The 18,658-nt window shown below is 68.8% G+C and carries 19 protein-coding genes; 7 read left to right on the top strand and 12 right to left on the bottom strand.

The window, feature by feature from the left end; genetic code table 11:
* Nucleotide 1: 1 nt before the first annotated feature.
* The 5 genes from ABIC28_RS00850 to ABIC28_RS00830 all read right to left on the bottom strand — a co-directional run bounded on the left by ABIC28_RS00850 (nt 2) and on the right by ABIC28_RS00830 (nt 6,937).
* Nucleotides 2–1,600 carry an acyl-CoA carboxylase subunit beta gene (locus tag ABIC28_RS00850; protein WP_097210982.1) on the bottom strand — a complete coding sequence of 533 codons (1,599 nt, stop codon included), beginning with the start codon at nt 1,598–1,600 and terminating at the stop codon, nt 2–4.
* Nucleotides 1,597–2,745, bottom strand: a complete 1,149-nt coding sequence (locus tag ABIC28_RS00845) for an acyl-CoA dehydrogenase family protein (protein ID WP_209928673.1) — start codon at nt 2,743–2,745, stop codon at nt 1,597–1,599. Before ABIC28_RS00845 ends, ABIC28_RS00850 begins: the two co-directional genes overlap by 4 nt.
* Entirely contained in the window at nt 2,742–4,484 is a 1,743-nt protein-coding gene (locus tag ABIC28_RS00840; protein ID WP_209928671.1) for an acyclic terpene utilization AtuA family protein, read from the bottom strand. Before ABIC28_RS00840 ends, ABIC28_RS00845 begins: the two co-directional genes overlap by 4 nt.
* The gene (locus ABIC28_RS00835; RefSeq protein WP_209928670.1) at nt 4,481–5,275 is read right to left on the bottom strand and encodes a TIGR03084 family metal-binding protein; all 795 of its coding nucleotides are present in this window, start codon (nt 5,273–5,275) and stop codon (nt 4,481–4,483) included. The genes ABIC28_RS00840 and ABIC28_RS00835 overlap by 4 nt, the downstream gene beginning before the upstream one ends.
* Before the next feature lie 1,179 nt (nt 5,276–6,454).
* Nucleotides 6,455–6,937: a DUF309 domain-containing protein gene (locus ABIC28_RS00830; RefSeq protein WP_269588611.1), complete on the bottom strand. Its 483-nt coding sequence runs from the start codon at nt 6,935–6,937 to the stop codon at nt 6,455–6,457.
* 115 nt (nt 6,938–7,052) lie between these two features.
* Between ABIC28_RS00830 and ABIC28_RS00825 the strand changes: the two genes are divergently transcribed.
* Nucleotides 7,053–7,514 carry an SRPBCC family protein gene (locus tag ABIC28_RS00825; RefSeq protein WP_097210978.1) on the top strand — a complete coding sequence of 154 codons (462 nt, stop codon included), beginning with the start codon at nt 7,053–7,055 and terminating at the stop codon, nt 7,512–7,514.
* A 115-nt stretch (nt 7,515–7,629) separates the two neighbouring features.
* Entirely contained in the window at nt 7,630–8,706 is a 1,077-nt protein-coding gene (locus ABIC28_RS00820; protein WP_354577118.1) for a class I SAM-dependent methyltransferase, read from the top strand.
* A 77-nt stretch (nt 8,707–8,783) separates the two neighbouring features.
* Here the strand turns inward: ABIC28_RS00820 and ABIC28_RS00815 are convergent, their stop codons facing one another.
* Nucleotides 8,784–10,028 carry an acyl-CoA dehydrogenase family protein gene (locus ABIC28_RS00815; RefSeq protein ID WP_097210976.1) on the bottom strand — a complete coding sequence of 415 codons (1,245 nt, stop codon included), beginning with the start codon at nt 10,026–10,028 and terminating at the stop codon, nt 8,784–8,786.
* A gap of 345 nt (nt 10,029–10,373) precedes the next feature.
* Between ABIC28_RS00815 and ABIC28_RS00810 the strand changes: the two genes are divergently transcribed.
* On the top strand, nt 10,374–10,907 hold the full coding sequence (locus ABIC28_RS00810; protein ID WP_354577937.1) for a class I SAM-dependent methyltransferase: 534 nt from the start codon (nt 10,374–10,376) through the stop codon (nt 10,905–10,907).
* A 24-nt stretch (nt 10,908–10,931) separates the two neighbouring features.
* Here the strand turns inward: ABIC28_RS00810 and ABIC28_RS00805 are convergent, their stop codons facing one another.
* Complete coding sequence (locus tag ABIC28_RS00805; RefSeq protein ID WP_209928666.1) at nt 10,932–11,321, bottom strand: hypothetical protein; 390 nt, start codon at nt 11,319–11,321, stop codon at nt 10,932–10,934.
* A gap of 191 nt (nt 11,322–11,512) precedes the next feature.
* Between ABIC28_RS00805 and ABIC28_RS00800 the strand changes: the two genes are divergently transcribed.
* Nucleotides 11,513–11,950 carry a PaaI family thioesterase gene (locus ABIC28_RS00800; protein WP_097210973.1) on the top strand — a complete coding sequence of 146 codons (438 nt, stop codon included), beginning with the start codon at nt 11,513–11,515 and terminating at the stop codon, nt 11,948–11,950.
* Nucleotides 11,947–12,885 carry an FAD-dependent oxidoreductase gene (locus tag ABIC28_RS00795; protein WP_354577115.1) on the top strand — a complete coding sequence of 313 codons (939 nt, stop codon included), beginning with the start codon at nt 11,947–11,949 and terminating at the stop codon, nt 12,883–12,885. The genes ABIC28_RS00800 and ABIC28_RS00795 overlap by 4 nt, the downstream gene beginning before the upstream one ends.
* Here ABIC28_RS00795 and ABIC28_RS00790 read toward each other — a convergent pair whose 3' ends face one another.
* Nucleotides 12,886–13,359: a MarR family winged helix-turn-helix transcriptional regulator gene (locus ABIC28_RS00790; RefSeq protein ID WP_354577113.1), complete on the bottom strand. Its 474-nt coding sequence runs from the start codon at nt 13,357–13,359 to the stop codon at nt 12,886–12,888.
* Nucleotides 13,346–14,464 carry an LLM class flavin-dependent oxidoreductase gene (locus ABIC28_RS00785; protein WP_354577111.1) on the bottom strand — a complete coding sequence of 373 codons (1,119 nt, stop codon included), beginning with the start codon at nt 14,462–14,464 and terminating at the stop codon, nt 13,346–13,348. The genes ABIC28_RS00790 and ABIC28_RS00785 overlap by 14 nt, the downstream gene beginning before the upstream one ends.
* Before the next feature lie 279 nt (nt 14,465–14,743).
* On the opposite strand from ABIC28_RS00785, the gene ABIC28_RS00780 reads away from it, so the two are divergent.
* Nucleotides 14,744–14,884, top strand: coding sequence for a hypothetical protein (locus ABIC28_RS00780; protein WP_179800488.1), 141 nt, complete (start codon nt 14,744–14,746; stop codon nt 14,882–14,884).
* 138 nt (nt 14,885–15,022) lie between these two features.
* Here ABIC28_RS00780 and ABIC28_RS00775 read toward each other — a convergent pair whose 3' ends face one another.
* Together ABIC28_RS00775 and ABIC28_RS00770 are read right to left on the bottom strand one after the other, a co-directional pair.
* Nucleotides 15,023–16,546 (bottom strand): DHA2 family efflux MFS transporter permease subunit, encoded by a 1,524-nt coding sequence (locus ABIC28_RS00775; RefSeq protein WP_097210969.1) that lies wholly within the window; start codon nt 16,544–16,546, stop codon nt 15,023–15,025.
* Nucleotides 16,543–16,959 carry a MarR family winged helix-turn-helix transcriptional regulator gene (locus ABIC28_RS00770; RefSeq protein ID WP_077043522.1) on the bottom strand — a complete coding sequence of 139 codons (417 nt, stop codon included), beginning with the start codon at nt 16,957–16,959 and terminating at the stop codon, nt 16,543–16,545. The genes ABIC28_RS00775 and ABIC28_RS00770 overlap by 4 nt, the downstream gene beginning before the upstream one ends.
* A gap of 212 nt (nt 16,960–17,171) precedes the next feature.
* Here ABIC28_RS00770 and ABIC28_RS00765 point away from each other — a divergent pair, with 212 nt between their 5' ends.
* The gene (locus ABIC28_RS00765; RefSeq protein WP_097210968.1) at nt 17,172–17,660 is read left to right on the top strand and encodes a SixA phosphatase family protein; all 489 of its coding nucleotides are present in this window, start codon (nt 17,172–17,174) and stop codon (nt 17,658–17,660) included.
* Nucleotides 17,661–17,670: 10 nt separating this feature from the next.
* Here ABIC28_RS00765 and ABIC28_RS00760 read toward each other — a convergent pair whose 3' ends face one another.
* The gene (locus ABIC28_RS00760; protein ID WP_209928658.1) at nt 17,671–18,636 is read right to left on the bottom strand and encodes an NADPH:quinone oxidoreductase family protein; all 966 of its coding nucleotides are present in this window, start codon (nt 18,634–18,636) and stop codon (nt 17,671–17,673) included.
* Between the last annotated feature and the right edge of the window lie 22 nt (nt 18,637–18,658).

The raw sequence follows: 18,658 nt of genomic DNA, 5'->3' as shown, positions 1-18,658 counted from the left end.
CTCACATGCGGAAGACGCCGAAGTTCTCGGTGCCTTGGATCGGGGCGGAGGCAATGGCCGAAAGGCACATTCCCACCACCGTGCGGGTGTCACGCGGATCGATGACGCCGTCGTCGTACAGCCGGCCGGACAGGAACATCGGCAACGACTCGGCCTCGATCTGGTTCTCGATCATGGCGCGGATGCCGGCGTCGGCTTCCTCGTCGAACGCCTGTCCGCGGGCCTCCGCGGAGGCCCTGCTGACGATGGAGATGACGCCCGCCAACTGTGCGCCACCCATGACCGCGGACTTCGAACTCGGCCAGGCGAACAGGAATCGGGGATCGAAGGCCCTGCCGCACATTCCGTAGTGGCCGGCTCCGTACGAGGCGCCGAGCAGGATCGAGATGTGCGGCACCTTCGAGTTCGCCACGGCGTTGATCATCATCGAGCCGTGCTTGATCATCCCGCCCTCCTCGTACTCCTTGCCGACCATGTACCCGGTCGTGTTGTGCAGGAACAGCAGAGGGGTGTTGGAACGGTTCGCCAACTGGATGAACTGGGTGGCCTTCTGGGACTCCTCGCTGAACAACACGCCTCGGGCGTTCGCGAGGATGCCGACCGGGTAGCCGTGCAGCTCCGCCCACCCGGTGACCAGCGAGGAGCCGTACATCGGCTTGAACTCGTCGAAATCGGATCCGTCGACGATGCGGGCGATCACCTCGCGCGGGTCGAACGGGATCTTCAGGTCCGCCGGGACGATGCCGAGGAGTTCCTCCGGGTCCGCCAGCGGCTCGATCACCTCGGCCCGGGGCGCCGGCCCCTCCTTCTTCCAGTTCAACCGCTTGACGATGCTTCGGCCGATGCGGATCGCATCCTGCTCGTCGACGGCGAAGTAGTCGGCCAGACCCGACTTGCGCGCGTGCATCTCGGCGCCGCCGAGCGACTCGTCGTCCGACTCCTCGCCGGTGGCCATCTTCACCAGCGGTGGGCCGGCGAGGAACACCTTGGAGCGCTCCTTGATCATCACCACGTGATCGGACATGCCCGGGATGTAGGCACCACCCGCGGTCGAGTTACCGAACACCAGGGCGATCGTGGGGATCCCGGCCGCGGAGAGCTGGGTGAGGTCGCGGAACATCCGACCGCCCGGGATGAACACCTCCTTCTGGGTCGGTAGGTCCGCGCCACCGGACTCGACGAGCGAGATCACCGGCAGTCGGTTCTGCATCGCGATGTCGTTGGCCCGGAAGCCCTTCCGCAGCGTCCACGGGTTGCTGGTGCCGCCACGGACGGTCGGGTCGTTCGCGACGATCAGGCACTCGATCCCCTCCACGACGCCGATACCAACCACCGTGCTCGCGCCGACCGGGAAGTCGCTTCCCCACGCCGCGAGCGGGCACAGCTCCAGGAACGGCGAATCCGCATCGATCAGCAGCTCGATCCGCTCACGGGCGAGCAGCTTGCCTCGCTTATGGTGCCGCTCCACGTACTTCTCACCGCCGCCTGCCAGCGCCTTGGCGTGCTCGGTCTCGAGCTCGGCGAGTTTGGCGTTCATCGTCTCCACCGCGGTCGCGTACACCTCCGACCCGGTGTCGAGGGTGGACCTGAGAACCGTCATGACTGATACCCCAATCGCTTTGCCGCCAATCCGGTGAGGATCTCGGTGGTGCCACCGCCGATCCCCAGGATTCGCATGTCCCGGTATTGCCTTTCGACTTCGCTTTCCCGCATGTAGCCGAGCCCGCCGAACAACTGCACCGCCTGATTCGCCACCCACTCGCCCGCCTCAACGGCGGTGTTCTTCGCGAAGCAGACCTCGGCGATGAAATCCTGATCCGATTCCAGCGAGCGCTCGACGAGGGCGCGGGTGTACACCCGCGCCACGTCGACCCGACGAGCCATCTCGGTGACGGTGTTCTGCACCGGCTGCCTGCTGATCAGCGGCCTGCCGAACGTCTCCCGGTCCCGGCACCATTGCAGGGTCAGGTCCAGGCATCGCTTGGCGCTCGAGTACGCCTGGGCGGCAAGCGCGATCCGTTCGGTGAGGAAGGCCTGCGCGATCTGCTGGAACCCGCTGTTCTCGCCACCGACCAGGTTCTCCGCAGGAACCCGGGCGTCCACGAAGGACAGCTCCGCGGTGTCTGAGGCCAGCCAGCCCATCTTCTCGAGCTTGCGCGTGACCTCGAAGCCGGGCGTGCCCTTCTCGATGACGAGAAGCGACACCCCGGCCGCCCCTTCCCCACCGGTGCGGACCGCGGTGACCACGAAGTCGGCGCGGCAGCCGGAGGTGATGAACGTCTTTGCCCCGTTGACGACGAAGTGGTCGCCGTCCCGAACGGCCTTGGTCCGCAGGTGCCCCACGTCCGAGCCGCCACCGGGCTCGGTGATCGCCAGTGAGCCGATCAGCTCGCCCGCGAGGGTGGGCCGCACCCAGCGGTCGATCTGCCGCTCGTCGCCGGCAGCGACGAGGTGCGGCAACGCGATGCCCGAGGTGAACAGGGAGGCGAACAGGCCACCCGACCCGCCCGCGTAGTGCATCTCCTCGCAGATGGTCACGGCGTCGACGAGGTCGCCGCCGGACCCGCCGACCGACTCGGGGAACCCTGCGCCGAGCAACCCGAGCGCGCCCGCCTTCTTGTGCAGCTCACGCGGCAGCTCGCCGTGTCGCTCCCACTCGTCGAGGTGGGGCAGCACGTCCTGCTCGGCGAATCGGCGAACCGTCTCGCGCAACGCCTTTCGCTCGTCGGTGGTCCACACGCTCACAGTGTTCCTCCCAGGGGTTCGCTACCGAGCAGAAGTTCTTCCGGAATGTCGATGTGCCTGGCGCGTAGCCACTCCCCGAGGCCCTTGGCCTGCGGATCGAATCGGGCCTGCGAGGCGACGCCCGCCCCGAGGATGCCCTCGATGACGAAGTTCACCGCGCGCAGCTTCGGGAACAGGTGGCGAGTCACCGGCAGCCCCGCCGCCTCAGGGAGCAGCCGCCCGAGCTCCTCGACCGTGAGAGTGTTGGCCAGCCAGCGCCACTGTTCGTCGGTGCGAACCCAGACTCCGACGTTCGCGTTGCCGCCCTTGTCGCCACTGCGGGCGGCCGCGATCGTACCGAGCGGGACACGGATCGTCGGCGTCGTCGGCAATGCTTGCGGCAGTTCGGGATCGGCCGCAGGCGCCAGTTCCAGCGTCGGCCCGCTCGGGGCGATCGGGATCCTGGTGCCGTCGGGCAGGACCGCGGTGTGCGGCACCTCGGCGGCGTCGACGTAGCCGGGGGTGAACACGGCGTACGGCTGTCCGTTCGACGGCGGCGCCGTCAGGCTGAAGCCCGGGTAGCTGGCCAGCGCGAGCTCGACCGACACCGACGAGAAGGCTCGACCGACGACGTTCGGATCCGGATCGCGAACGACGCAGCGCAGCAACGCGCTCGCCGTCTCCTCGGTGTCCGCATCCGGGTGGTCGGTGCGCGCGAGGGTCCACGTCATCTCGGCCGGCTTCGTGGTCATCCACGCCTCGAACTGCGTGCGGGCGAGCTCGGCCTTCGCCGCGATGTCCAGGCCGGTGAGGATCATCGTGAACTCGTTGCGGAACCCGGCCAGGGCGTTGAGGGAGACCTTCAGCGTCGGCGGCGGCGCCTCACCCCGCACCCCGCTGATGCGGACCCGGTCGGGTCCGTCGGAGGAGAGTTCGAGGGAATCCATCCGGGTGGTGACGTCCGGTCCGGCGTAGCGGCCGCCGGTGATCTCGTAGAGCAGCTGAGCGGTGACGGTGCCGACGCTGACCGCACCCCCGGTGCCCGCGTGCTTGGTGATGACCGAGGATCCGTCCGCGTGGATCTCCGCGATCGGGAATCCGGGTCGCCCCATGTCGGCGATCTCGGTGAAGAAGGAGTAGTTGCCCCCGGTCGCCTGCGTGCCGCACTCGATCACGTGCCCGGCCGCGACTGCTCCGGCCAGCTGATCGAAATCCGTTCGCTCCCAGCCGAAGTGCGCCGCCGCGGGTCCGACGATCACCGACGCGTCGGTGACCCGGCCGGTGACCACGACATCCGCGCCCGCGCCGAGGCATTCGACTATGCCCCACGCGCCGAGATAGGCGTTGGCGGTCAGCGGAGCGGGCGCGCCCGACGCACCGGCGAGCCCCAACTCCGCCGCCCTGGCGATCAGGTCATCGCCCTCGACATGGGCGATGACCGCGCCGAGACCGAGCCGCTCGTTCACCTCGCGCAGCGCCCGCGCCAGCCCGCCCGGATTCAGCCCTCCCGCATTGGCGACGATCTTGACGCCCTTGTCCAGCGCCAGCCCCAGGCAGTCCTCGGCCTGGCGGAGGAACGTCTTGGCATATCCCCGGGAGGGATCCTTCATCCGGTCGCGACCGAGGATCAGCATCGTCAGCTCGGCGAGGTAGTCGCCGGTGAGGTAGTCGAGTTCGCCGCCCTCGAGCATCTCGCGCATCGCCGAGATGCGGTCTCCGTAGAAGCCGGAACAGTTTCCGATCCGGACCGGGTTTGTCATGCGTCCACCTTCGGGTCACGGCCCGCGCCGGGAGGACCGGCGAAGACCTGGGCGATTGCGATCCACGCGGTGGCATCGGGTCCCACCGCGGTCAGGTCCAGATCCGCCGGGTTCGCTCGCTGGGTGACCAGCAGGCAGAAGTCCGCGGCGGGGCCGGTGACGCGCTGCGCGGCGTCTTCGGGGCCCCAGGTCCAGACCTCGTCGCCCTCAGGGGCCGTCAGCTCGAACCGGAACTCCCCCGCGGGCGGGGTCAGTTCGTTCACCGCGTACGCGAAGTCACGGGTGCGCACACCGAGATGGGCGATGCTGCGCAGGCGGTTGGTCGGCGGGACGTCGACGCCGAGCGCCGCGGCGACGTCCTGCCCATGCGCCCAGGTCTCCATCAGCCGGGCGGTGGCCATCGACATCGCACTCATCGGCGGGCCATACCAGGGCAGCTTGGTACCGCTCGGCACCGCAGCGAGCGCTTCGGCCAGTGTGGACCGACCGGTGCGCCAGTCCGCCAACAGTTCGGCGGGCGGCCGGGCGGCCTCGATCTCGGCGGCCTCGTCGACGAAACCGAGGGGGTTCTTCCATGCCTCGGCCAGCGACTCGGCGAAGGCCTCTGGATCGATGACCGCCATCAGCGAGGCGCGATCGGTCCAGGCCAGGTGCCCTATCTGGTGGGCGATCGACCAGCCCTTGGCGGGCGTCGGGCCCGCCCATTGTTCGTCGGTCAGGCTCGCGACCAGCGCGTCGAGCTGATCACCCTCCACCCGCAGGTCCCCGATGGTGGTACCCAGATCGGCCATGAATGCTCCCTTGAGAAGTGCTGCGACCAGCATCACACCGCGAGCCATAAAAATCAAGCACGCTTGCTTGTTATTGGCTCCCAGCCTGCCCGTCATGAACGCCCAGAGATTTTCCCGCGATTCTCGCACCCTGCGCGCGCCGATGGGGTTTGATGCTCGGAAAGCAAGGCGAGCGTCCAGTTGCTTGTGGCCGGCCGCCACCCCTCGGCGATTCGCGGCTGCCGCACCCCGCCGCCCCACCCTGCGCACCGACGGACATACGATCCACGAACCCCTTTGCGCCACAATCGATTACGCCAAAGAATGGTCATCCGATTCCGCTACACCGGAGGCATCCCGTGCGGTAGAACTGGTGCGCGCCGAGCTCTGGGGTGCACTTTCCATCCATCGACACGAGGAGACATCTATGCCCGCGTTCGACTTACCGACCCTGTTCTCCCTGCCGGCGCAGGACATCTTCGCCGGCATCATCATCGGCCTGCCCTTCGGCATCGAGCTCCCGATCGGCAGCTGATCCGCTAACACCGGCGCCCCATTGGACGAGACTGAACCCAAAGAAATGAGATGTAGGTCACGACAGTTGCCGGTTTGTGACCTGACCGAGATCTCGTGCGGTAGAACTACAACACGCGCGCAATTCTCGGCGCATCACCATCGAGAAAACAGGGAGCACTCATGCCGTCTTCGTCCGAACTCTCCACCCTCTTCGGCGCCCTCAGCACCGTCTTCGGCATCCTCGGGTCCTCGGAGACCTCGGGTGGCGGCTCCAGCGAGTAGTCATGTGAGCACACTGTGGGGGCTGCCGGCGACTCGGCGGCCCCCACAGTGCTGCCCGGGGTCGATCATTTCGATGTCGAATTCACTCCACAGCAACGCATTTCGGCGCAGCGGAGGCGGATTGCGGAATCGAACCCACGCCCGCGGCGCGTGCGGTAGAACTGGACGCGCGCCCGGTCCGAGGGCGCATCTCCAGCACATGAGAAATCACCAGGAGCCGAAGCTATGAACCTGAGCGCGTTGATCGCCACCCTGTTGGGCCTCGTCGGCCCCGCCGAGACCACCACCGACGGAAAGTTTGTCGGCAGCAGCACCGGGAACGTCGGCAGCACCTTCCCCTGATCGACACGCGCGGGTCTGCGCGCTGAGCGCGCGGACCCGCGCACCAGCCGGGCGACCCGGTCAACACCCCCGGCGCAGCAGCCGTGGTGTGCTCGGCACCGGGATCTCCGAACCCGCGCCCGCCAGCCCGTCCAGCACGCCCTGCGACCAGGCCACCAGGCCGGCGACATCGAGACCGTGCGGAGCGCCCGTCTCGAACCCCCGGATCCGGTCCTGGCCGCGATGCAGCAGCGACTGGGCGCCGACGATATTGCCGCGCAACAGATGCGTCAGCCCCACCGCGAGTTGCGCAAGCCCCTGCCAGAGCTCGCGTTCGGAATCCGGCGCCGCCTTCCACGAACCCTCGAGCACCTCGTGCGCATGGAACGGCATGCTCGCATCCAGCAGGCGCTGGGCTTCCGCAATCGCCTCCGCAGGGGTCAGCAGGACCTCCTCCTGCACCCGCCCGACGCCCTCGGCGCCGCGCGGCAACGGCCTCCCCAACCCGTCGCGGGGGCGCGCATTGAGCGGCCTGCCCCGGCCGTCCCGTTCACGCTGCTGCATGCCTCCAACTGTAGTGAAGCCGATGGAACTCACAGCCGAACCCCTGTCCAGGTAACTGTGAAAGCTAGTACCGTCTACGTAGGCCGACAGGGCCGACGTCGGTACGAGGAGAGACATGGGCACCATTCACATCACCGCGGTCGCGAAGGTTCCGGTGCACGCCGGCTTCTCCTATGTGGACGACTACAAGAATGTGCCGGCGTGGATGTTCGGGGTGACCCGGTTCGAGCCGGTCGGCGAGCAGACCCAGGGACTCGGGGCCACCTTCGACGCCACCATGCAGCTCGGCCCCAAGGCCATGAACTCCAGGGTCACGATCACCGAGTGGGAGCAGGACCGGCTGATCACGCTGGCCTCGGTCGACGGGATCTCGAACTCGTCGACGTGGCGATTCGCTCCGGCGAGCGACGACACCACCGAGATGACGGTGGACTTCGAGTACTCGCTGCCGGGCGGACTCGCAGGCAAGGTGCTCGCGAAGATCGTCGAGCCGATCGTCGGAACGGCCATCAAGCACACCGAGTCCACCCTGCGTCGCCGGGTCGAGGAGCTTGCGCGCACCGGCGCCACCGGGTGATCCCACCTCCGTCGCGTGCTTCACCCGGCGAACGAACGGTGACAGCGCGCCACGCTCGGACGACGATGGTCCGGGAGGGACGCATCCGTCGTCTCCGAGACGCGGGAGGGGGCTCATGTCCACAACGCAACCGGTCGCCGAGGCCGACGCTCTCGCCCAACGCCTCGTCGAGGCCGCACTCGGCACCGTCGATCTGCTGTCCATCCACCTCGGCGACCGCCTCGGCTGGTACCGGAGTCTGCGGGTCGACGGCCCGGCGACGCCGGAAGAACTCGCCGCCCGCACCGACACCCACCCTCGGTACGCGCGGGAATGGCTGGAGCAACAGGCCGTCACCGGTCTGATCGAGGTCGATTCCGACGGACCCCGACGATTCACGTTGCCGCCTGCGGCGGCGGAGGTGCTCACCGACGGGTCCAGCCTCGCCTACCTCGCGCCGCTGGCCCGGATGCTCTGCGCCGCGGCCGAACAGATGCCCGCGCTGCTCGAGGCGTATCGCTCCGGCGGAGGGGTCGGCTGGGCACAGTACGGAGCCGACGCCCGCGAATCGCAGGCCGAGATGAACCGCCCCTGGTACGAGCGGGCCCTGCCGGAGGCCCTGCGGTCGGTTCCCGACCTGGACGCGCTGCTTCGCGAGCCGGGCACCCGGATCGCCGACCTGGGCTGCGGCGGCGGCTGGTCGACGATCGCACTCGCCAGGGCGTACCCGGCTGCCACCGTGGACGGGCTCGACATCGACGCGGCCTCGGCGCGGCTGGCCTCGAGCAACGGCGACGCGAACCCGGACGTCGCGTCCCGCGTCTCCTTCCACTGCGGCGATGCCGCCCGGCTACCCGCGTCCACCTTCCGCTGCGTGTTCGCCTTCGAGTGCGTGCACGACATGCCCGATCCCGTCGGGGTGCTCGCCGCTGCCAGGCAGTCGCTGGTCCCCGGGGGCCGCGTTGTCATCATGGACGAGGCGGTCGCCGGCTCCTTCGACCCTCACGGCGACGAGACCGAGCGACTGATGTACGGCTTCAGCCTGCTGATCTGCCTGCCGGACGGCATGAGCCACCGGCCCACCGCCGCCACCGGAACCGTCATGCGCCCGGACACGCTGCGCGGCTATGCGTTCGAGGCGGGATTCACAGGATTCGAGATACTCCCGATCGACGGCTTCGGGTTCTGGCGCTTCTACCAACTGACTGCCTGACGACCTCGCCGCCGCCACCGGAGATCGGTGACGGCGGCGAGGAAGAATCGGAGAGAGTTCGCCGTTGCGGCGCTGGGTCAGGCGCTGAGCAGGCCCTTCGCGATGTGCGTCACCTGGATCTCGTTGCTACCCGCGTAGATCATCAGCGACTTCGCGTCACGCGCGAGCTGCTCCACCTTGTACTCGGCCATGTAGCCGTTACCGCCGAACAGCTGAACGGCCTCCATGGCGACCTCGGTGGCGGCCCGCGAGGAGTACAGCTTCATCGCCGATGCCTCGGCGAGGGTCACCTTGTTGCCTGCGGCGGTGCGCTCGATCGCGTTGAACACCATGTTCTGCACATTGATCCGGGCGACCTCCATCTCTGCCAGCTTGAGCTGGATGAGCTGGAACTGAGCGATCTCCTTGCCCCACAGCTTGCGGGTCTTGGCGTAATCGATGCACAGCCGGTGGCACTCGTTGATGATGCCGAGCGCGAGGGAGGCGATGCCGATTCGCTCGGCCGCGAAGGACTCCTTGGCACTCTCCTTGCCGTCGCCCTTTGCCGGGTTCTCGGTCTCGCCGAGCAGCCGGTCCTTGCTGATCCGCACGTTGTCGAAGAACAGCTCGCCGGTGGGCGAGGAGTTCATGCCCATCTTCTTGAACGGCGGGCTCTGGGTGAAGCCCTCCATGCCCTTGTCGAGCACGAAGCCGAGCACCTTGCGGTCGCGGCGGTCCACGGAGGAGTCGCCCTCGTCGAGCTTGGCGTACACGATGGTCACGTCGGCGTACGGGCCGTTGGTGATGAACGTCTTCTGACCGTTCAGGATGTAGTCGTCCCCGTCGCGGCGGACGTAGGACTTCATGCCACCGAACGCATCCGAACCGGAGTCGGGCTCGGTGATCGCCCACGCGCCGACCTTCTCCATCGTGACGAGCTCGGGCAGCCAGCGCTTCTTCTGTGCCAGCGTGCCGCGGCTGCGCAGCGTGCCGACCGTCAGGCCGAGGCTCACGCCCATCGACGCGACCAGGCCGAGGCTCACGCCCGCGAGTTCGCTGTTGAGGATGACGCCCATGCTGCCTGCGCCGCTGAAGCCGCCGCCCTTCTCGCCGGACTCGGGGACGGTCTCGCCGCGCTCGCGCGCTTCCTCCTTCGCGAAGGCCTTCTCGAGCGCCTCGCTCGCCATCTCGTCCATGCCGAAGGTCGAGTACATCTTCCGGATGATCTCGAACGGGGGCAGCTCGCCGCTCTCGAGCTTGTCGACGTGCGGCTTGATCTCCTTCTCGATGAAGCCACGCAGGGCGTCGCGGAACATCAGGTCGGTGTCAGACCACTCGTACATGTCGGGAACTCCCATTGATCGGCGGATCGTGCGCAACGTGCGGCACGCGAAGACGGCGCCGCGACTGCGCGGACACTCACCCCCAAATATAGAACACGTTCTTGTTTTCTGACAGCATCCTGCCGCATGCGCCAGGACCCGACGGCGACCGCGGGCACGACCGTCGACCCTGGACAGACCGATTTTCCGGGGAGCACACTGGCACCGGCGAGAGGATCCACGATGGCCGAACCCCGAGTCGAACCCGACGTGCCGATCGTCGACGCGTGGGGGCGGGCGTGATCACCTGGTACCGGCTGGCCTACCGGCTCGGCCTCACGCCGTGGGGAGTGGGCGGGCCAGTCGATCGGCGCGCAGCTGACCGCGTTCCTCGACCGCCGGGACGCGCAGGCGGGACCGCCTGGGAAAGCCCTCGACGCGGGGTGCGGTACCGGCTCCCACGCCATCGAATTGGCCCGTCGCGGCTGGCAGGTGACCGGCATCGACGCCGTGCCGCTGGCGGTGACCCGGGCCCGGGCGCGGGCCGAGGAGGCCGGGGTCGAGGTGACATTCGTGCTCGGCGATGTCACCGAACTCGAGAAGTCGGTCGGCCGCGGATATCGATTCGTGCTCGACATCGGGTGCTTTCACGGTCTCACCGCCTGCGAGCGGGACCACTACGCCGACGAGCTCACCCGGATCACCGAGCCAGGGGCGAGTCTGCTGATGTTCGCCTTCGGCCCCGGCCGACGGGGACCACTCCCCCGCGGCACGGACCGCGCCGAGGTGGAGCGTACGTTCGCCGGGTGGCGGCTGATCTCCGACGCCGCGGACAGCGGGGCGCTGCCGCGACCGGTCCGACGGGGGAACCCGCGCTGGTTCCACCTCGCCCGGTCATGAGGTGGTCGGGCGTCGACCGCGCAGTCAGGCCACTGCGGGCCGGTCTCGCCTGCTGGTCTTCCGATGGTGCTTACGCCCGGTCAGCGCCCAGCGCCGATCGGCCACCCGCGTCGTGCGGTGGTGGCGCTCGATGGTGAACTCCGTGATCGGTAGCCGCTCCAGCAGGCGGATGTCGGCACACGGGTCGCCGTTCACGCCCTGCTCGAGCAGCGAGAACGCCGTGTGGTTGACGGCGTGGATCGCGAGCCGGAGCGCGTCGAGCGCGCTCGGCCGCGGTCCGAACCTGGCCAGGGTGTGCCTACCCTGCACGGTGGTTCCGACCACCGCATAGAAGTGCCATTCCCCGGCGTGCTCCGAGTCGCCCGAATCCACGGGCTCGCCTGGCTGGTGTGTGGGACCGGATACAGTGCCCATCTTGCGCCTTCTTCCGTCTTCCGGTGTGGCGTCTCTACGACGGTAACGCGGGCCACCGACACCGTCCGTGTGCCTCGCCGGTGCGCGGGATACGGGTTTTCCCCGACTTTTCCCGGCGAACCGGGGAGCCGTCGACGTGGCACCATCGCATTCACGCACCACATGTGATTCGTCACCGACACCGGGAGTGATTGCTCGTGACCCTTTCTCTCGACGAGGCCGCGGAAACCCTGGCCGCGCAGCCGTTCAGCACCCTGGTCGGCGCCCGGTTGACCGCCTTCACCGACGGCGCCGCCACCCTCACGATCCCGATCCGCCCGGAACTGCTGCAGCAGCACGGGTTCGTGCACGGCGGTGTGCTGTCCTACGCGGCGGACAACGCGCTCACCTTCGCGGCGGGCAGCGTGCTGGGGCCGAGCATCGTGACCTCCGGGTTCACCATCACCTACCTCCGTCCCGCGATGGGGACCGCATTGCGCGCGGAGGCGACGGCGGTGAGTTCGGGCCGCAGGCAGGCACTGTGCCGCTGCGAGATCTATGCGGACACCGAGAACGGGCCGGTGCTCTGCGCCGCCGCCCAGGGCACAGCCTCGGTCATCGACCTCGGCCGGACCACCACCTCCTCATGAGCACCGAGGCCACCGTGATCGGCGGCGGTGTGATCGGGCTGACCTGCGCACTCGAACTCGCGCGGGCAGGCCACGACGTCACCGTCCTGACGGCCGATCCGACAGCGGAGACGACCTCCGCGGTCGCCGCGGCGATCTGGTTCCCCTACGAGGCGTCACCCGCCGACGCCGTGCTGCGCTGGTCGACCGAGTCCGCGGCGGCGTTCGTCGGCCTCGCAGCGGACTCCTCGGCAGGCGTGGCCCTGCGAACCGGCACGGTGCTCGAGCGGTCCACTGCGCCGGACCGCTGGTGGACCCCGGCGGTGCCTGGACATCGGGTGATCCCGGGCGAGGAATTGTCGTCCGGCGTGACGAGCGGGGTGCGCTGCACGGTCCCGGTGATCGACATGGGCCGTTACCTGCCGTGGCTGGCCCGCCGGTGCGAAGCCGCGGGCGTGCGGGTGATCAGGAAGCGGGTCGACGACCTAGCGGAGGTCACCGGGGAGCTGATCGTGGTCGCGGCCGGCCTGCGGTCGGCCGCACTGACCGGGGACGCCCCGCTGATCCCGCTGCGCGGCCAGGTGGTGCGCGTGGCCAACCCCGGGCTGACCGACTGGCTGATCGACGACGACAACCCGGCCGGGATGACCTACGTGGTGCCGCGCTTCGAGGACGTGGTGTGCGGCGGCACCGCCGAGCCCGGGTCCTTCGACACCGCCGTCGATCCCGAGACCGAACGCGCGATCCTCGAGCGGTGCTACGACCTGGTGCCCGAGCTGCGGGGCGCGCCGATCCTCTCCCGCGGCGTCGGCCTTCGTCCGACCCGGCCCTCGGTGCGACTGGAGGCGCTACCCGGCGCGCGCCGGATCATCTGCTGTTACGGGCACGGCGGCGCCGGGGTGACCCTCTCCTGGGGCTGCGCGCGGGAGGTGGCCGCCCTGGCGGGCCGAGCCTGACTACTGTTGCGCCAGTCGCAGTTTCGTCGTCAACCGCTCGAGCTCCGCGAGCTCCTCTCGGTCGAGCGCGGTGCCGACGTGGCGTCGGATCTGCGCGGCGTGCCGCCTGCCGATGCTGCGCTGCATGGCCCGCCCCTGCTCCGTGAGCGCCACGATCGTGCCCCGCCGGTCGTGCGGATCCGGCAGCCGGTCCAGCAGCCCGGCCTGCTCGAGTCGATCGACCATGCGGCTGAGGGACGGCTGGGTCAACAGGATCTCCCGGTTCAGCTCGTGCAGCCTGGCCCGTTCGTCCGGGCGGCGGCTGAGCGTGAACAACACGTCGTACTCGCGGCGGCCGAGGGGATCCCATGCGTCGGCCGACTCGAACTGCCGCATCAGTGCCACCTGGGCACGGAACAACGCCTCCCACGCGTCGGCGGCCAGCTCGGTGGTGCTGCGCGGCCGCCCGCCGCCGGGCGGTTCAGTGGGCGGCATCGGTCGACGCCTCGAGGGTGCCGACGCGACCGTTCCGCTGCGCCAGCAGGCTCGCGTGCGTCGGCGGGTTCTCCGGCACGTGGGCCGGGCGCCGGGCCGCGAACTCGCGGCGCAGCACCGGGACGACCTCGGAGCCGAGGAGGTCGAGCTGCTCGAGCACCGTCTTCAGCGGCAGGCCCGCGTGGTCGACCAGGAACAGCTGGCGCTGGTAGTCACCGAAATAGTCCGCGAAGGCCAGCGTCTTCTCGATCACCTGCTCGGGTGTGCCGACGGTCAGCGGGGTCTGCTCGGTGAACTCCTCCAGCGAGGGTCCGTGACCGTAGACCGGCGCGTTGTCGAAGTAGGGCCGGAACTCCGCGACCGCGTCCTGCGAGTTCTTGCGCATGAACACCTGCCCACCGAGGCCGACGATGGCCTGGTCGGCACTGCCGTGCCCGTAGTGCTCGAACCGCTCGCGGTACAGGTTGATCAGCGCGATGTAGTGCTCCTTGGGCCAGAAGATGTTGTTCGCGAAGAAGCCGTCGCCGTGGAACGCGGCGATCTCGGCGATCTCCGGGCTGCGGATCGAGCCGTGCCAGACGAACGGCGCGATCCCGTCGAGCGGACGCGGTGTGGAGGTGAAACCCTCCAGCGGGGTGCGGAACCGGCCCTGCCAGTTCACCACGTCCTCGTCCCACAGCCGACGCAGCAGCTGGTAGTTCTCCAGCGCGAGCGGGATTCCCTCGCGGATGTCCTTGCCGAACCAGGGGTAAACGGGCGCGGTGTTGCCGCGGCCCATCATCAGGTCGACGCGGCCGTCGGCGAGATGCTGCAGCATCGCGTAGTCCTCGGCGATCTTCACCGGGTCGTTGGTGGTGATCAGGGTCGTCGAGGTGGACAGGATCAGGTTCTCGGTCTTGGCGGCGAGGAATCCGAGCATGGTCGTCGGGGAGGACGGCACGAACGGCGGGTTGTGGTGCTCGCCTGTCGCGAAGACGTCGAGGCCCACATCCTCCGCGTGCTTGGCGATGGTCGTCATCGCCTTGATGCGCTCGTGCTCGGTCGGCGCCCGCCCCGTGGTGGGGTCAGGCGTGACGTCGCCGACGCTGAAGATTCCGATCTGCATGGTGACTCCCTCGAGCTGGATTGAACACGTCCGCTATTTCAATGCGTTTGCATGAATTTCCAACCGCGTCGGGGTCCGGGGTATTCCGCCCCCGCACAGCACCCCCGGGCGCGGCGGATAGGGGATGTCGGGCCAACCGGGGCAGCCGCCGGCCTGCCCCGATCGGGATCCCCTATTCACCCCCTAATCCGCCGTCACTCGCACCGATCGGCGGGGTGTCCGGCGTACCAATGGGACTCGACGCCGACCGGCGTCGCTCACCACGCGACAGGAGTACTCATGTCCTTCTCTGCCCTCTTCTCGTCCCTGTTCTCCTCGATGTTCGGTGGCCAGTTCGACAGCGGCTCGCTCGGCGGCACCATCGGCGGCGGTGCCGGTGGCGGCGCGAACGGCGGCGGCGCAGCCGGATTCGAGTCCTGATCCGCCCAGCGGCCGCGACCTAGGGCCTGGGCCTGGGGCCTGGGGCCTGGGGTACCAAACGACGATGGCCCGCACTCCCCCTCGGGAGTGCGGGCCATCGTCGTGAGAGTCGAGTTGCCCTCTAACTCAGCGAGTAACTCAGTGAGCCATCACCTGGGTCGCGTCGACCGGGGCCGCGGGCTTGCTCCTCGGCAGCAGGAACGCCGGGATCAGGGTCAGCAGGAGCAGCACCAGCGCCACCGTGAAGGTGTTGCCGAACGCGTCCGCAGCGGCGTCCAGGCCCTGCTCCACCGCTCCGGGCGGCATCTGCTCCGCGATCGAGGGATCCTGCCCGGCCGCGATGGCCGGTCCGGCGAGCGGGCGCGACAGCATCTGGTTGGTGAGCACCACCGACATGGTCGCGGTACCGACCGAGCCTGCGACCTGCTGGACGATGTTCATCAGCGTCGAACCGCGGGCAACGGTCTCGTTGGTCAGCGTCTGCATCGCCGCCGTCATGATCGGCATCATGGTGCCGCCCATGCCCAGGCCCATCACGAACAGGGCACCGAGGAGCACGACGTACGAGGTGTCGGCACCGACCTGGGTGAACACTGCCATGCCTGCGGCGATCAGGGAGAGGCCGCACAACACGATCTTTCCGGGACCGATCTTGTCGACGAGAGTGCCCGCCAACGGCATCGTGAGCATCGCGCCGATGCCCTGCGGGGCCAGCAGCAGACCGGCCGTGAGGGTGGTCTCACCGCGAACCTGCAGGAAGTAGCTCGGGAACAGAAGGCCGGCACCCATGAACGCGATCACGAACATCGTCGACGTGATGACCGCGATGGTGAGCTTGCGGTTCTGGAACAGGTGCAGGTCGATCAGTGGGTGGTCGGCGCGGAGCGCGTGGAACACGAAGCCGATCACCAGCGCCAGGCCGATCACAGCGGGGACCAGCACCCGAGTGGCCGCAACGGTGCCGGTCTCCGGGATCGAGGAGACGCCGAACAGGAACAGCGCGAGACCGGGCGAGAGCAGCAGCATGCCGAGGAAGTCGAAGGACTCGGACGGGCTCGGGTTGTCCTTGGGCAGCAGCACGAACGCGGCGGTCAGGGCGATGATGCCGATCGGCAGGTTGATCAGGAAGATCCAGTGCCAACTGGCGCTCTCGATCAGCCAGCCACCCAGGATGGGTCCGCAGATGGGTCCGAGCATCATCGGGATGCCCAGCACGGCCATGACGCGGCCGACGCGGTGGGGACCCGCGGCCTTGGTCATGATCGTCATGCCCAACGGCATCAGCATGCCGCCGCCGAGGCCCTGCAGGACCCGGAAGCCGATCAGCGACTCGATGTTCCATGCCATAGAGCACAGCACCGAGGCGCCGACGAACAGCACCAGCGCCGTCATGTAGAGGCGCTTGGTGCCGAACCGGTCAGCCGCCCACCCCGTCACGGGGATGACGGTCGCCAGGGCCAGGGTGTACGCGGTCATGGTCCAGGCGACGGTTGCGTAGGTCGCGTTGAACTCGGACATGAACGTCGGCAGCGCCACGCTCACGACCGTCACATCGAGGATCGACATGATGGCACCGATCACCACCACGCTGGCGATCTTCAGAACTGCGCCGTCGATCTTGTCCGAGGCCGCGGGGGCGCCCGGAGGTGTCGGCGTCGTCATGGGTTCTCCTGACAATTGGCTCGCAGAACATCTCCCGCGAGAATGGGTTTGAGCGACTCGTACAGCCGGTCACGGTCCGAGTCCGAGAGGCGGGCCGCGAACGCTCGCAGCTCGCCCTTCTTGCTGTCGATGTGGCCGGAGGCGATGGCTCGACCGGCCTCCGACAACGAGATCCTCTTGATGCGGCGGTCCTTCGGATCCTCGCGGCGCTCCACCAGACCCTGATTGACCAGTTGGTCGATGTTGCGACCCGCGGCCGCGACGGACAGGCGCAGCCGCTCTGCCACCTCGTTGATCGCAACCGGCTTGCCGTGCTGCGCCAGCATGAACAGAGTTCGCACCTGCGAGAACGACAGGTCCACGGCGATCAGCTTGTCCATGGACTCCGACTCCCCCACCCCCAGCAGCCGCATGATGAACTCGTCGAGCGCCTGATACAGGTCTTCGGGGGAAGCGGCCACTCGTGCAATAGTAGCGATCGCGCAACTATTGCCCAAACGATATTAATGTGAAGGGCATCACGTCCGCCGCCGAGGCTCGAGCGCCCGCAGAGAGATCCGACCACGGTCTCAGGTCGCCGGGCAATCGAATTTCCGGCCGCCAACCGGCTCGCTACTGTCGGGACATGCCCTCGAAGGTTCTGATCCTGCTCCGACACGGCAAGTCCGCCTACCCCGACGGCGTGGCCGACCACGAGCGTCCGCTCGCGCCGCGCGGGCAACGCGAGGCCGGGCTGGCGGGCGACTGGATCCGCCTGACCCAGCCCCCGGTCGACGCCGTGCTCTGCTCCACCGCCACCAGGACCAGGCTCACCCTCGCGGCCAGCGGCATCGACGCTCCCGCCCGCTACGCCGACACGCTCTACGGGGCGAGTGCCGCCGAGGTGCTGCGCGAGATCGCGAGTACCGACGCGGCCGTGCGGACCCTGCTCGTCGTGGGGCACGAGCCCGGCATCCCGGACACGGCACTCGCGCTCGATCCGGGCGGCCCGCTCGCCGAACGGATCGCGGACCGCTTCCCGACCTCGGCCATGGCGACCCTGGCGGTGACGGGGTCCTGGGCCGACCTCCTCGTCTCACGCGCGCGCCTGACCGACTTCCACATCCCGCGCTGAGCGAGGCCAGCTACTCGCGGACGAGCACCGCCTTGCCGAGCACCTGACCGGCCTCGAGGTCCGCCAGCGCGCGGGCCGCGTCGGCGAGTGGATACCGGGCCTTGACCAGCGGCCGCAGGCCCTTCCCCACCAGTTCGGTGAGGTCCGCATGGGTGCGCGCCAGCGCCGAGGGGTCGGTGCGCAGGAACTCACCCCAGGCGGCGCCCACGATGCTGATGTTGCGGAACAGCACCCGGTTCACCTTCACGGACGGGATACCGCCGCCCGCAAACCCGATCACCAGCAGCCGGCCCTCCGGCGCCAGCACCCGGACGGCATCGTCGAAGGCGTCGCCGCCGACCGGATCGACCACCACGTTCGCGCCGCGGTTCTCGGTCAGCTCGCCCACCCGGGCTGCCCAGCCCTCGTCGAGCGCCACCACCTCGTCCGCGCCGAGTTCGCGGAGGAACTCGTCGGCCCCCGCCCGTCGGACCACCGCGATCACCTTCGCGCCGTGTGCCTTCGCCAACTGGATGGCCGCGGTGCCGACACCGCCCGCGGCACCGAGCACCACCACCGTCTCGCCCGCCACCAGGCCCGCTCGCCGGGACAGCGCGAACTCCATCGTCTGATAGTTGATGATGAGCGAGGCAGCCTCCTCGAAGCTCAGATCGGCCGGTATCGGCATCACCCGGGAGGCCGCGATCGCGACGCGCTCCGCGTAGCCACCGAGATCGGACATCGCCAGCACGCGGTCCCCGACCGCGAAGCCGCTGTCGTCCGGAGCGGACACCACCACCCCGGCCACCTCGGCGCCGGGGACGAAGGGCGGCTCCGGCCGCAGCTGGTACTTGCCGTAGCTGATGAGCAGGTCCGGGAAGCACACCCCTGTCGCGCGCACGTCGATCAGCACCTTGCCCGTCGCGTCCGGCTCGGGCACCTCCTGCAGGGCCATCCCTGCGGGCCCGGTCAACTCCGAGACCACAACTGCTTTCACCACAGACCTCCGTGTTCGCGCG

Origin of the sequence: Rhodococcus sp. PvR044 (genome assembly GCF_040548995.1) — a bacterium.
GTDB classification, from domain to species: domain Bacteria; phylum Actinomycetota; class Actinomycetes; order Mycobacteriales; family Mycobacteriaceae; genus Rhodococcus_G; species Rhodococcus_G oryzae.
This window is presented reverse-complemented; position numbering and strand designations above follow the sequence as displayed.